At 71.7% G+C, this 12,802-nt stretch carries 14 protein-coding genes; 8 read left to right on the top strand and 6 right to left on the bottom strand.

Going from position 1 to position 12,802, the window contains the following annotated elements; all coding sequences use genetic code 11:
* Position 1: 1 nt before the first annotated feature.
* Both E6A26_RS14790 and E6A26_RS14785 read left to right on the top strand, forming a co-directional pair.
* Complete coding sequence (locus E6A26_RS14790) at positions 2-727, top strand: maleate cis-trans isomerase family protein (RefSeq protein ID WP_136611964.1); 726 nt, start codon at positions 2-4, stop codon at positions 725-727.
* A gap of 186 nt (positions 728-913) precedes the next feature.
* Positions 914-2,350: an FAD-binding oxidoreductase gene (locus E6A26_RS14785; protein WP_136611963.1), complete on the top strand. Its 1,437-nt coding sequence runs from the start codon at positions 914-916 to the stop codon at positions 2,348-2,350.
* On the opposite strand, the gene E6A26_RS14780 is transcribed toward E6A26_RS14785, so the two are convergent.
* The 3 genes from E6A26_RS14780 to mshA all read right to left on the bottom strand — a co-directional run bounded on the left by E6A26_RS14780 (position 2,316) and on the right by mshA (position 6,150).
* Positions 2,316-3,050, bottom strand: a complete 735-nt coding sequence (locus tag E6A26_RS14780) for a MerR family transcriptional regulator (protein WP_136611962.1) — start codon at positions 3,048-3,050, stop codon at positions 2,316-2,318. The two genes, E6A26_RS14785 and E6A26_RS14780, sit on opposite strands and share 35 nt — an antisense overlap.
* A 127-nt stretch (positions 3,051-3,177) precedes the next feature.
* Positions 3,178-4,863: a formate--tetrahydrofolate ligase gene (locus tag E6A26_RS14775; RefSeq protein WP_136611961.1), complete on the bottom strand. Its 1,686-nt coding sequence runs from the start codon at positions 4,861-4,863 to the stop codon at positions 3,178-3,180.
* Positions 4,864-4,914: 51 nt separating this feature from the next.
* Positions 4,915-6,150: a D-inositol-3-phosphate glycosyltransferase gene (gene mshA / locus E6A26_RS14770; protein WP_136611990.1), complete on the bottom strand. Its 1,236-nt coding sequence runs from the start codon at positions 6,148-6,150 to the stop codon at positions 4,915-4,917.
* A gap of 62 nt (positions 6,151-6,212) precedes the next feature.
* Between mshA and alr the strand changes: the two genes are divergently transcribed.
* From alr to tsaD, 5 genes are read left to right on the top strand one after another with little or no spacing between them, the layout of a single operon-like run.
* Positions 6,213-7,436 carry an alanine racemase gene (alr, locus tag E6A26_RS14765; protein ID WP_136611960.1) on the top strand — a complete coding sequence of 408 codons (1,224 nt, stop codon included), beginning with the start codon at positions 6,213-6,215 and terminating at the stop codon, positions 7,434-7,436.
* Positions 7,433-8,086, top strand: coding sequence for a tRNA (adenosine(37)-N6)-threonylcarbamoyltransferase complex ATPase subunit type 1 TsaE (gene tsaE / locus E6A26_RS14760; RefSeq protein WP_136611959.1), 654 nt, complete (start codon positions 7,433-7,435; stop codon positions 8,084-8,086). Before alr ends, tsaE begins: the two co-directional genes overlap by 4 nt.
* Positions 8,083-8,832, top strand: coding sequence for a tRNA (adenosine(37)-N6)-threonylcarbamoyltransferase complex dimerization subunit type 1 TsaB (tsaB, locus tag E6A26_RS14755; RefSeq protein WP_136611958.1), 750 nt, complete (start codon positions 8,083-8,085; stop codon positions 8,830-8,832). The genes tsaE and tsaB overlap by 4 nt, the downstream gene beginning before the upstream one ends.
* Complete coding sequence (rimI, locus tag E6A26_RS14750; protein ID WP_136611957.1) at positions 8,829-9,353, top strand: ribosomal protein S18-alanine N-acetyltransferase; 525 nt, start codon at positions 8,829-8,831, stop codon at positions 9,351-9,353. Before tsaB ends, rimI begins: the two co-directional genes overlap by 4 nt.
* Entirely contained in the window at positions 9,350-10,423 is a 1,074-nt protein-coding gene (tsaD, locus tag E6A26_RS14745) for a tRNA (adenosine(37)-N6)-threonylcarbamoyltransferase complex transferase subunit TsaD (RefSeq protein WP_136611956.1), read from the top strand. Before rimI ends, tsaD begins: the two co-directional genes overlap by 4 nt.
* A 16-nt stretch (positions 10,424-10,439) precedes the next feature.
* Here the strand turns inward: tsaD and E6A26_RS14740 are convergent, their stop codons facing one another.
* From E6A26_RS14740 to E6A26_RS14730, 3 genes are all read right to left on the bottom strand, one after another.
* Positions 10,440-10,625, bottom strand: coding sequence for a hypothetical protein (locus tag E6A26_RS14740; RefSeq protein ID WP_136611955.1), 186 nt, complete (start codon positions 10,623-10,625; stop codon positions 10,440-10,442).
* Positions 10,622-11,767, bottom strand: coding sequence for a glutamate--cysteine ligase (locus tag E6A26_RS14735; RefSeq protein WP_136611954.1), 1,146 nt, complete (start codon positions 11,765-11,767; stop codon positions 10,622-10,624). The genes E6A26_RS14740 and E6A26_RS14735 overlap by 4 nt, the downstream gene beginning before the upstream one ends.
* Before the next feature lie 135 nt (positions 11,768-11,902).
* Positions 11,903-12,148, bottom strand: coding sequence for a substrate-binding domain-containing protein (locus E6A26_RS14730; RefSeq protein ID WP_211129170.1), 246 nt, complete (start codon positions 12,146-12,148; stop codon positions 11,903-11,905).
* A gap of 28 nt (positions 12,149-12,176) precedes the next feature.
* Here E6A26_RS14730 and E6A26_RS14725 point away from each other — a divergent pair, with 28 nt between their 5' ends.
* Positions 12,177-12,734, top strand: coding sequence for an LGFP repeat-containing protein (locus E6A26_RS14725; RefSeq protein ID WP_211129168.1), 558 nt, complete (start codon positions 12,177-12,179; stop codon positions 12,732-12,734).
* Positions 12,735-12,802 lie beyond the last annotated feature (68 nt).

The raw sequence follows: 12,802 nt of genomic DNA, 5'->3' as shown, positions 1-12,802 counted from the left end.
GATGGTCCAGGCAAACCGGCCCGCGCGGATCGGCATGATCGTGCCGTCGTCCAACACGTGCCTCGAACCCATGACCTATCGGATTCTCGGCGACCGCGAGGACGTCACGATCCATTCGACCAGGATCCCCGTGACCCGGATCGCGCTCGACTCCGGCTCCGACCGACAGTTCGACGCCGAGGGCATGCGGCGAGCCGCCGAGCTGCTCGCGACCGCGCACGTCGACGTCATCGCGTGGAACGGCACGTCCGGCTCCTGGCTCGGGCCCGATCACGATCGCGAGATCGTTGCCGAGATCACCGCGGCCACAGGCATCCCGTCAACGACCTCGACGCTCGCGTACCTTGACGCGTTCCGCGAGTTCGGCCTGGAGACCGTAGGACTCGTGACCCCGTACACCGCGGACGTGAATCTGGAGGTGGTCTCGAGGTACGCCGCCGAGGGAGTCCGGGTGACCGGCCACCGCGCCCTCGGCCTGAGCGACAACGAATCGTTCGCGCGGGTGACCCCGCAGGAGCTCCTCCCCGGATCGCTCGAGCTCGCCGCCGAGCGGCCCGACGCGCTCGTGTACCTGTGCACGAACCTGTACGGCGCGCCCCTTGTGGCCCGCGTCGAGGAGGAGACCGGGGTCGCCGCGCTCGACTCGGTCGCCGTCACCCTGTGGCGCTGCCTCCAGCTGGCCGAGGCGCCCCTGCTCGACCCGCGCTGGGGCAAGCTGCTCGCGTGAGGCGGGCGCCGCCGTCGTCCGCTGAACGGACGACGGCGGCGCGCGGCCTCCCAGGGGGCAAATCCGCGGGCCGGGTCCTTGACGGTCCTGCCTCGGCGACGTAGACCGGAGCTGTTATCGCGCGCGCCTGGCTGGGATCCTACGCGGACGTGCGTGCTCCGGTCTCATGCACGTCGGGAGATTGCCATGGGCACCGAGCGGTTTGATGCGCTTCGCGAGCAGGTGCGCGGCCAGGTCATCGAGAGCGACGACCCCGAATACGACGAGGCACGCCTTGTCTTCAACGGCATGGTGGACCGGCGTCCCGCGGCCGTGCTGCGCGTCAGCCAGGTGGCCGACGTCATGGCGGCCATCAGGTACGCGCACGGGCTGGGCCTCGACCTCGCGCTGCGCGGTGGCGGCCACAGCGCGCCAGGCTTCGGAACGGTCGACGGCGGGCTCGTCCTCGACTTCTCGGCTCGCCGCGGGGTCCGGGTCGACCCGGCACGACGGACGGCACGCGTCGAGGCGGGCGCGACATGGGCCGACTTCAACCATGCCACGCATGCGTTCGGGCTCGCGAGCACGGGCGGGATCATCGGTTCGACCGGCGTCGCGGGGCTCACCCTCGGCGGTGGGATCGGCTATTTGGCGCGGAAGTACGGCCTTGCGTGCGACAACCTCATCTCGGCGGACGTGGTCCTGGCCGACGGAAGCTTCGTGACCGCGAGCGAGGCAGAGAACGCAGATCTGTTCTGGGCGCTCCGCGGCGGCAGCGGGAACTTCGGCGCCGTGACGTCCCTCGAGTTCCAGCTGCACCCCGTGGACATGGTGCACGTGGGCCTCATCTTCTACGACGCGGCACACGGGGTCCAGGCTGGCGCCGCGTACCGCGAATGGATCGCGTCCCAGCCCGAGGAGATGGGCGCGTTCTACGGGTTCCACCAGGGGCCGCCGGTGCCGTTCCTGCCCGAGGAATGGCACGGAAGGCCCATCGCGGTGGTGGGAGGCATGTGGACCGGGAATGTCGACGAGGGGCCGGCGCATTGGCAGCCGATGCTCGACGCGGCTCCCGTGCTCGGTTCGATGTTCGCCCCGATGCCCTACCCCGCGCTCAACATCATGTTCGACGGACTCAACGGCATCCCCGGCCTCCAGGGGTACTGGAAGGCGGACTTCCTGCGGACCCTGTCCGACGACGCGCTGCGTGTCGCGGTCGAGTACGCGCCGGGGATCCCGACGCCGCACTCTGCCAATCACTTCTATCCGATCGACGGCGCGGTGCAGCGTGTCGCCCCCGAAGCGACGGCGTTCGCCCACCGGGACGTCGGGTTCTCCCCGGCGATCGCGGGCCAGTGGCCCGACGCGTCGGAGAACGAGTCGAACATCGCGTGGGTCCGGAGCTACTGGTCGGCTCTGCACGAGTACTCGGAGCCGGGCGGCTACCTCAACTTCCAGGATGCCGACGACCTGCCGCGCATCGAGGCGACGCTCGGCTCCAACTACGCCCGGCTCGCCGAGGTGAAGGCGAAGTACGATCCGGACAACTTCTTCCACGTCAACCAGAACATCAAGCCCGCCTCCGTCACGCAGGCGGCGCCGGCAGCACCTACGCTTCCGCCGGAGGCGGCGCCAACAGCGTGAGTGGATCGGGCGGCGCCTGCGGGTCCGGAATTGCCGGGCCCGCGGGCGCGCTGGCGTCGGCGACCGCGCCCGCGTCGGCGGGCACGGGCGCGGGCCCCGGCCCGTAGAGCGCGATAAGGCGGCTCGCCTGCGCGAGGGCGAGGAGCTTGAGCACGAGCTGCGAATGCATGTGCATGCCGACGGCGGTGCGCGTCACGAGGGTGTCGAGGTCCTCGGCGGACGCCGCATCGTTGACGTCGACGTTAGCGATGAGGTCCACGGCGCGGCTGTAGGTCTCGAGCGCCTCGGTCGGGATCGTGATTCCGAGCGCACCCATGTGCTCGAGGTGGTCCTCGAGTGCTCCGCGCGCCGCGGTCGGGATGTCGGGCCAGCCGCGCTGCTTCACGCCGGCGTCCCCGGCGCCGGTCTCGCCGGGGAGGGGCTCGCCGAGCGACTGGAGCTCGTGCTGGAGGCCCTTGAGGATCTCGAGGCTGCTCGCGCCGCCGTCCACGAGGGCCACGATCTGGCGGATCTGGGCCACGCTCAGCCCGTTGACGCTGCGGAGGGTCTGGATGGTCTTGATCCGACGGACGTGCGCCTCGGAGTAGTCGGAGCGCGTGGCGCTCACTCGGCTTCCGGCGGGGAGGATTCCCTCCCGGAGGTAGTACTTGATGCTTGCGATCGGCATACCCGTGAGGGTGCTGAGTTCACGCAGCTGCATAGTCCGTCGTGCCCTTCGTGCTGGCCCCCATCTGGTCAGCGTTGTCAAGTCAAACTCTACAAGTTTTCGGTCCTCGACGGGGTTGCGACGTCACCGTGGCACACCCGTCCCAGAGGCACGAGAGCCGTCAGAACAGGCCGACCGCTCGCCCTTGCCCGTCGAGCCCCATCCGCAGCGCGGCGGGTTCCTTCGGGAGTCCGGGCATCGTCATGAGCGCCCCGGTCACGGCCACGATGAACCCCGCGCCCGTGCGCGGCCACAGCTCGCGCACGTGCACCGTGAAGCCCTCGGGCGCGCCAAGGCGCGAGGCGTCGTCCGTGAAGGAATACTGGGTCTTCGCCATGCATACGGGGAGGCGGTCCCAGCCGTTCTCGCGGATCTGCGCGAGCTGGCGGCACGCCCGCTCCGAAAACTCGACGTCGGCGCCCCCGTAGACCTCCCGGACGATCGTCAGGATCTTCTCCTCGACGGTCGCCTCGAGCGGATAGAGCTGCCGGCACCTCCCCGGCGACTCGAGTGCGGCGAGCACTTCGCGCGCGAGTTCGTCGCCGCCGTCGCCCCCTCCGCCCCGGCCCCAGACGTCCGCGACCGCCGCGCGCAGCCCTGCACCGCGGCACCAGTCGAGGATCGCGTCGAGTTCGGCGGGTGTGTCCGCCGTGAATTGATTGACGGCGACGATCGGCTCGAGGCCTAGCTTGCGCACCGTCGCCACGTGCCGCGCGAGGTTCGCCGTCCCGCGGGCCACCGCGGCCGCGTCCGGCTCGCGGAGGCGATCCTTCGGCACGCCGCCGTGCATCTTGAGCGCGCGGACGGTCGCCACGAGGACGACGGCGGAAGGCGCCACGTCCGCGTACCTCGCCTTGATGTCCACGAACTTCTCGGCGCCGAGGTCCGCGCCGAAGCCGGCCTCCGTCACGACGACCTCGGCGAGCCGGCGCGCCGTCGTCGTCGCGAGGACCGAGTTGCAGCCGTGCGCGATATTCGCGAACGGGCCCCCGTGCACGAGCGCGGGCGTCCCGGCGAGCGTCTGGACGAGGTTCGGCTTGATCGCGTCCTTGAGCAGCATCGCCATGACGCCTTGGGCGCCGAGGTCTGCCACCGTGACGGGCTTGCGCCCGTACGTGTACCCCACGGTGATGCGCGCGAGGCGCTCGGTGAGGTCAGCGGCCGAGCTGGCGAGGCAGAACACGGCCATGACCTCGGACGCGACCGTGATGTCGAAGCCGTCCTGCCGAGGGACTCCCTGCGCGGGGCCGCCCAGGCCCACGACGATCTCCCGCAGGGCCCGATCGTTCATGTCCATGACCCGGCGGAACGAGATGCGCCGGGGGTCGATCCCGAGCTCGTTGCCCTGGAAGATGTGGTTGTCGATGAGCGCACACAGCGCGTTGTTCGCGCTCGTGATCGCGTGGAAGTCGCCCGTGAAGTGGAGGTTGATGTCCTCCATGGGCAGCACCTGCGACCGGCCGCCGCCCGTCGCGCCACCCTTCATCCCGAGGATCGGGCCGAGGCTCGGCTCGCGCAGGGCGACCATGGTGCGCTTCCCGGCCCGCGCGAGCGAGTCCGCGAGGCCCACGGTGAGCGTCGACTTCCCTTCGCCCGCTGGGGTCGGGGAGACGCCCGAGACGAGCACCACCTGGCCGAGCCGTCCCGCCCGCGGCAGGCGGTCGACGTCGATCTTGGCCTTGTACCGCCCGTACAGCTCGAGGGCGTCGAGGGGGAGTCCCACGCCCGCGGCGATGTCCTGGATGGGGCGAAGGGTCGCGGACTGGGCGATTTCGAGGTCGCTTGGCGTCGCTGCCGGGGCGCTCATGGGGCCACCCTACCGCGCGGTATGACTGCGTGCAGTCCAACGGCGCACGGCTTAGACAGACGGCGAGACGACCACCGGATGCGCCGCCGCATGGGCGCGCACGGCTCGCCGGTACGCGGCGCGCGTGCCCTCGGCGGTCTGGTCCCAACCGAAGCGCTGCGCGTACATCGACGCGGCCCGGCCCAGGTCCACGCGCGTCACGGGGTCGTCGTAGAGCTGCTCGAGCACGGCCGCCCAGTCGGCGGGGTCGTGGCCCTGGACCAGGAAGCCCGTGCGCCCGTCGCACACCGCCTTCGGGAGCCCGCCCACGCGCGCCGCGACCACGGGGGTGCCGCACGCCTGCGCCTCGAGCGCGACGAGCCCGAAGGACTCGGAGTAGCTCGGCATAGCAAGCACGTCCGCGGAGCGGAACCACTCGGCGAGGACGCCGGCCGGGACGGGCGGCAGGCGGTGCACCACGCCGTCGAGCCCCTCCTCCCGCGCGAGCTCGTCGAGGTCCAGGCCGAGCGAGCCGCTCGGCGCGCCGATGACGCTCACCACGAGCGGGATGTCCGGACGACGGCGGCGCAGCTCGCCCGCCGCGGCCACGAGGACCTGCGGCCCCTTGAGACGCTGGAGGCGGCCGGCGAACAGGACGTGGAACGAGGCGGCCGGCACGCCGGACGCGACACGAGCCCGCGAGCGGAACGCCGGCCGGAAGACGTCGAGGTCGACCCCCGGGCTCACGACGTCGATGAGGTCCTCGTCCACGCCGTAGTGCCGGACGAGTTCGTCTCGCTCGGCGGCCGTGTTGGCCGTGAAGCGTGCTGCAGCCTCGGCGATGCGCTGCTCTCCACGCTCGCGCCACGAGGGTTCTGGCACGTCACCCGCGGCGAGATGGCGGTTCTTCACGCGCGCCATCGTGTGCATCGTGTGCACGAGCGGGACGTCCCATTCCCTCGCCGCGCGCAGCCCCGCAAGGCCCGAGACCCAGTAGTGGCTGTGGACGGCCCGCGGGCGCGTCAGGCCGTCCATGCGGTCGAGGATGCCCTCCGCGAATTCGTCGGCGAGCGGCGGCATCTGCTCCTTCGCAAGGCGCCGAGGCGGTCCGGCCGAGATGTGGTGTACCGAGACGCCGGGGGCGATCGCGACCGTGTCCGGCTGGGCCGGATCGGTTGCTCGCGTGAAGATGTCCACCCCGAGACCGTCCGCCGCGAGGGCGCGCGCGAGGTGGCTGATATAGACGTTCATGCCGCCCGCGTCGCCCGCGCCGGGTTGCTCGAGGGGCGACGTGTGGAGGCTGATCATCGCCACGCGGTCCTGGTGCTGCACCCTACAAGGCTACGGTTTCCCCGGGCTGGAATAGACTCGTGGGCGTGACTTCCACGCTCCACCCCGCAGCCGAACGCCTCCCGGAGAGGGCCGCCGTCGTCGATCTTGAGGCGATTCGCCACAACGTTCGCCTGCTGCGCACCGTCGCCGCACCCTCCCGCGTGATGGCGGTTGTGAAGGCGGATGCCTACGGCCACGGGGCCGTCCCCGTGGCGCGCGCGGCGCTCGAGGCGGGCGCGTCGTGGCTCGGGGTCGCGCACATCGGCGAGGCCCTCGCGCTGCGCGCCGCGGGCATCGAGGCCCCGACTCTCGCCTGGCTGCACACGGCCGAGAGCAACTTCTCCGCGGCGGTGGGCGCCGGCGTCGACCTTGGCTGCTCAGGCTGGGAGCTCGGCCAGATCGTCCAGGCAGCGCGCGAGCAGGAGCGCCCCGCTCGCGTGCACCTCAAGATCGACACGGGTCTGGGCCGCAACGGCGTGACCCCGGACCGCTGGGAGTCGGTGCTCGACGAGGCCACCGACTACCAGGATCAGGGGCTCCTGCGCGTGGTCGGCGTGTTCAGCCACCTCGCCGTGGCGGACGAGCCCGACCGCCCCGAGACGGACGTCCAGCTCGACGTGTTTCGCGACGCGGTTGCGCTCGCCGAGGACGCCGGCTGCGACCTCGAGGTCCGCCATATCGCCAATTCGCCCGCGATCTTCTCGCGGCCCGACTCGCACTTCGACCTCGTGCGCGCGGGCATCTCGGTATATGGCCTGTCCCCTTTCCCCGAGCAGTCCGCGCGCGATCTGGGCCTGCGCCCCGCCATGACCCTGCGCACGCTCGTGTCCCAGTGCAAGCGCGTCCCGGCCGGCCAGGGCGTGAGCTACGGACTCACGTACCGCACGCCAGGGGAGAGCGCGCTCGGGCTCATCCCGCTCGGCTACGCGGACGGGGTTCCGCGCACGTCGGACGGCGGCCCGGTCCGGATCGCGGACCGGACGTACCGGGTCGTGGGCCGCGTCGCGATGGACCAGATGGTCGTGGACCTCGGCCCCGAGGCCGATCTCGAGGCGGTCGCCGGCTCCGAGGCGGTCCTGTTCGGCACGGGCGAGGACGGCGGCCCCACGGCCGACGACTGGGCGCGCGCCGCCGGCACCATCAACTACGAGATCGTCACGCGGATCAGCCCGCGCGTGCCCCGCATCCACGTGGACTCGGCGGAGCACCGCGCTTCCGCTCCCGCGGACGCCGCGGCGACGACCGCCGGGGGCGCCGCGTGAGCGGTGGTCCCGCCGCGCCGTCGTCGGCCTCGCCGGCGTGGGAGCTTCGCGCGCGGCCGACGACGGCGGAGGAGACTCAGGCGATCGGTGCGGCGCTCGGCCGCATCCTTGAGGCGGGGGACGTCCTCGTGCTGACGGGAGGCCTCGGCGCCGGCAAGACGACGTTCACGCAGGGCCTCGGCGCGGGCCTCGGGGTGCGCGGCGGAATCATCTCACCGACGTTCGTCCTGGTCCGCATCCACCCGAACCTGCCGGACGGGCCCCGGCCAGGGGGCCCCGACCTCGTGCACGTCGACGCGTACCGCCTCGAGGGCGAGGGGGAGATCGACGACCTCGACCTCGAGAACTGGGCGGATTCCTCCGTCACGGTCGTCGAGTGGGGCCGCGGGCGCGTCGAGCACCTCGCGGAGTCGTGGCTCGACATCGAGCTCGTCCGCGGGCCGGCCGGCCCCGGCGTGTGGGCGGGCGCGGTCGACGCGGACCCGGACATGGACTTCGATCCCGACCTCGACGACGCACCCGTCGACGAGGAGTACGACGACGACGAGCCCCGCCTCATGATCGTCCGGGGCTTCGGTCCGCGCTGGGCACAGCCGCCCGCGCTGCCGGGGACCGAGCTGGCCGCGGCGCCGACGGGAGGCAAGCGATGATCCTGCTCGCGATCGACACCTCCGCGATTGCCTCCGCCGCGATCCTGCGCTGGCACGGCGACGAGCGCGAGGCGTCGGTCCTCGCCGAGTTCGCCACGGAAGACACCAAGTCCCATGCCGAGGTCCTCGCGCCCGCCATCCGGGCCCTCCTCGCGGAGCAGGACCTCACGGGGGCGGCCGTGGACAGGATCGTCGTGGGCGTCGGGCCGGGGCCGTTCACGGGCCTGCGCTCGGGGATCGCGACGGCCCGCGCCCTCGCGTTCGCCTGGGGCACGCCCCTCGCCGGCCTCATGAGCCTCGACGCGATCGCGTGGGACGTGCTCGCGGGGACCCCTGCGCAGGCAGACTCCGTCCGCTCGACCTCCACGCTCGGCGCGCCGGACGGGCAGCGGCCCGCGCCGCCGTCGTCCGACTTCCTCGTCGCGACGGACGCCCGCCGCCGCGAGGTCTACTGGGCCCGCTACACGGCCGCGGGCGCGCTCGCGGACGGCCCCCACGTCGCCTACCCGGACGCGCTTCCGGCACTCCCCGTGTACGGCTCGGGTGCGGGAATCTACGGCGAGAAGCTCGCGGAGGCGGGCGCCGCCGTCGTCCCCGGCTTCGAGCGCGCCCAACCGACCGCGGCCTCGCTCGGGCACGCGGCCGTCGAGCGGCTCGCCCGCGGGGAAGCGCTTCTGGACACCGCGCCGAAGTATCTGCGCGAATCGGACGCCCAAGTGCCCGGCCCGCGGAAGAAGGCCCTATGAGTGCCGCGGCCCAAGCTGGCGGGATGCCTCGCGGCGTCGTGCTCCGCGACATGACCGAGGCGGACGTTCCCGCCGTGCACGAGCTCGAGCTGGCGCTCTTCCCGATCGACGCGTGGCCCGAGCGCATGTTCCGCGACGAGCTCTCGCAGCCGTCGACGCGCCGCTACTACGTGGCGGAGGAGGCCGGGCCCGATGGGGTGCCGCGGATCGTCGCGTATGCGGGAGTCATGTGCGTGCCGCCGATCGCCGATGTGCAGACCATCGCCGTCGTGCCCGAGCGCGAGGGCCTCGGGATCGGCTCCGCGGTGCTCACGGAGCTCATCGCGGAGGCGCGCCGCCGCGGCGCCCGGGATGTGCTGCTCGAGGTCCGGGCCGACAATCCGCGCGCGCAGGGCCTGTACCGGCGCTTCGGCTTCGCGCAGATCCACACGCGCCGCCGCTACTACCGCGACGGCGTCGACGCGCTCATCATGCAGCTGCCGCTCGAGGTCCCGCCCTCGGGCGAGGGAGGAACCCAGTGAACCAGCCGCTCGTGCTCGGCATCGAGTCTTCGTGCGACGAGACCGGCGTGGGGATCGTGCGTGGTGCGACGCTCCTGGCCAACACCGTCTCCTCCTCCATGGAGGAGCACGTCCGCTTCGGCGGCGTCATCCCGGAGATCGCGTCCCGAGCGCACCTCGACGCCATGGTGCCGACGCTCCGCGAGGCCCTCGGCACCGCGGGCGTGGCGCTCGAGGACGTCGACGCGCTCGCCGTCACGTCCGGGCCCGGGCTCGCCGGAGCGCTCATGGTCGGCGTGTGCGCCGCGAAGGCGCTGGCCGTGGCCACGGGCAAGCCGCTGTTCGCGATCAACCACCTCGTGGCGCACGTGGGGGTCGGGCTGCTCGACGGCGGCGTCTACGCCGGGGAGCTGCCCGAGGACCTCGGGGCCCTCCTCGTCTCGGGCGGGCACACCGAGATCCTCCGCGTGCGGAACATCGCGTCCGACGTCGAGCTGCTCGGCTCGACGATCGACGACGCCGCCGGCGAGGCCTACGACAAGGTCGCCCGGCTCCTCGGCCTCGGCTACCCCGGCGGCCCGGCCATCGACCGGCTCGCGAAGCAGGGCGATCCGCGCGCTTTCCGCTTCCCGCGCGGTCTCACGCAGCCCAAGTACATGGGCTCCCCGGAGGCCCCCGGGCCGCACCGCTACGACTGGTCGTTCTCCGGGCTCAAGACGGCCGTGGCGCGCTGCGTCGAGCAGCACGAGGCGGCAGGGAAGCCCGTGCCGGTGGCGGACATCGCGGCGTCGTTCCAGGAGGCCGTCGTGGACGTCGTGACGTCCAAGGCGATCCTCGCATGCCGCGAGCACGGGATCCGCAACCTGCTGCTCGGCGGGGGAGTGGCCGCGAATTCGCGGCTGCGCGAGCTCACGGCCGAACGCTGCGCGGCCGCTGACATCTCGCTCGCCGTCCCGCCCTTCTCGCTGTGCACCGACAACGGCGCGATGGTGGCCGCGCTCGCGGCCCGCGTCATCATGGACGGCGGCTCGCCGAGCGATCTCGCGTTCGCGCCGGACTCGTCCCTGCCCGTGACGACCGTGTCGGTCTGACCCCGGGTCGGATTTCTCAGCGGCGGGGGCCGCGCCGCCGCCACGCGATCGCGGCCTCGACGAGGGCATAGACGGCCCCGAGCGCCGCGACGATGAGCGCGGCCTGGAAGTGCGAGGTCACCGCGAGGACTACGGCGACCACCGCGACGACGAAGACGAGCCGCCCAGGCGAGCGGCGCCGTCGTGCGTCGTGTGGGCTCACCCGGGGTGACCTTGGCGCATGAGGCGCGCCTCCTCGAGGACGACGGCGCGCAGGTCGCCGCCGTGCATTTCGGCGACGCGCCGCTGACGCTGGTAGCCGGCGCCGCGGCGCAGGATGCCCTCGACGTCGCGCAGCTCGGACTCGCAGCCGAGGTCACGGGAGATGGGCTCGAGCCGATTCAGGGTCTCGACGAGGTGCTCGGTGACGAGCTGCTCGTGCCCTGCGGCGTCGAGGATGATGATCGCGTCGAGGCCGTAGCGGGCCGCGCGCCACTTGTTCTCCTGCACGTGCCACGGGGGCATGACCGGGATCGCGCCGCCGGCGTCGAGGATGCGCGAGGCCTCCTCGACGAGGCATTGCGTGAGAGCGCCGATCGCGCCGACTTCTTCGAGCGTCGAAAGGCCGTCGCACACGCGCATCTCGATGGTCCCGAGCCGAGGCACGGGTCGGATGTCCCAGCGGATCTCGTTGATCATGTCGATGACGCCCGTGGTGAGCATGTCGTCCACGTAGCGCTCGAAGTCCTCCCAGCGGGGGAACTGGAACGGCAGGCCGGCGGTGGGGAGCTGCTGGAACATGAGCGCGCGCTGCGACGCGTAGCCGGTGTCCTCGCCGCTCCAGTACGGGCTCGAGGCCGAGAGCGCCTGGAAGTGCGGGAAATAGTTCACGAGGGCGTCGAGCACGGGCAGGGCCTTGTCCCGGCGATCGAGACCGATGTGCACGTGGACGCCGTAGATGACCATCTGCCGGCCCCACCACTGCGTGCGGTCGATGAGCTTCGCGTAGCGCTCCTTGTCCGTGACCGGCTGGAGGCGGGGCGGGCTGAACGGATGGCTCCCCGCGGAGAAGAGCTCGACGCCGATGCGGTCGGTGACGCTGCGGACCGCCGCCATGGTTGTGGCGAGGTCGGCCTTGGCCTCGGCCACGGTGTTGTGGACGTCCGTGACGAGCTCGACCGTGTTGAGGAGCAGCTCCTGATGGACGCGCTGGCAGTCGGCGGCCAGCTCGGGATGCTCGTCGAACACGCGGCGCATGACTTCGGGCGCGACGGACACGAGCTCCCCGCCATGGCGATCCACAAGGGCGAGTTCCCACTCCATGCCGATCGTGGACTGCTTCGACGCAGCGAAGTCGATGTCCATCCAGCCCCCGCCTCTGCGCCACGGCCCTGCCGCGGCATCCCTACAGAATGTCCCAAGTCTAATTCAGGGCCCGGGGGCTTTAGGCCGCGAAGTCCGAGCGTGACGGGCGGCCTCGGTCACGCTCGGCTTCGCCTTCTACGACGCCCTTTGATGCAGGGGGTCGGTGACTTGCCGTCTGGAGCTGTCCCTGACGATGAGGGTCGTGGCGAGGGTGGTCTTGCGTCCGATGGGCGGGCCCTCGCCATGGATCCTGCTCATGAGCAGGCGAGCGGCTTCGGTTCCGATGTCGTAGGCGGGCTGGGAGACGACCGAGACGGGTGGGTTGAGAAGCGGTGCCCACGGCGCGTCGTCGAACGTCACAACACCGACGTCGGTACCCACGCCCGGCGGGGCCTCCACGTTCACGTTCGTGGGTGAGCTGACGGTGCACTACGCCGGCAACTACTCCGTCGGCGGGGCGATCCTGACCGAGTACAACAATCTTGGCGGTGCGTCCGGCGTCCTCGGCGCGGCGATCACCGACGAGACGTCGACTCCGAACTCCCCTTGGGGCAGCGGCCGGTACAACCACTTCCAGAAGGATGGCTCGATCTACTGGACCGCAGGGACAGGCGCACATGAGGTGCATGGCGCGATCCACGACAAATGGGCGACCCTCGGGTGGGAGCAGGCAATGGGCTTCCCGACCACGGACGAGACGACAACCCCCGACGGGATCGGCCGTTACAACGCCTTCCAGACGGGCTCCATCTACTGGACGCCCTCGACCGGAGCCCACGACGTGCGCGGAGCGATCCGGGACAAGTGGGCCTCCCTCGGGTACGAACGGAGCGTCCTGGGCTATCCGATCTCGGACGAGATGAACGACCCGGCTGGCAAGCGGAGCAACTTCCAGAACGGGTACATGATCTTCAACTCAACAACGGGAGTCGCAACCGCCTACTACAACAACGGCACCCCCGTATAGCGGAACGAGGCACCCCAGCCCGCCGGGCCTAGCCGCGGCGGCCCGGGCAGACGCAGGGATCCTGGCGC

Origin of the sequence: Sinomonas albida (assembly GCF_004919045.1) — a bacterium.
Taxonomy (GTDB): Bacteria; Actinomycetota; Actinomycetes; order Actinomycetales; family Micrococcaceae; genus Sinomonas; species Sinomonas albida.
The sequence above is the reverse complement of the archived record's forward strand: the minus strand, read 5'-3'. Positions and strand labels throughout refer to the sequence as shown.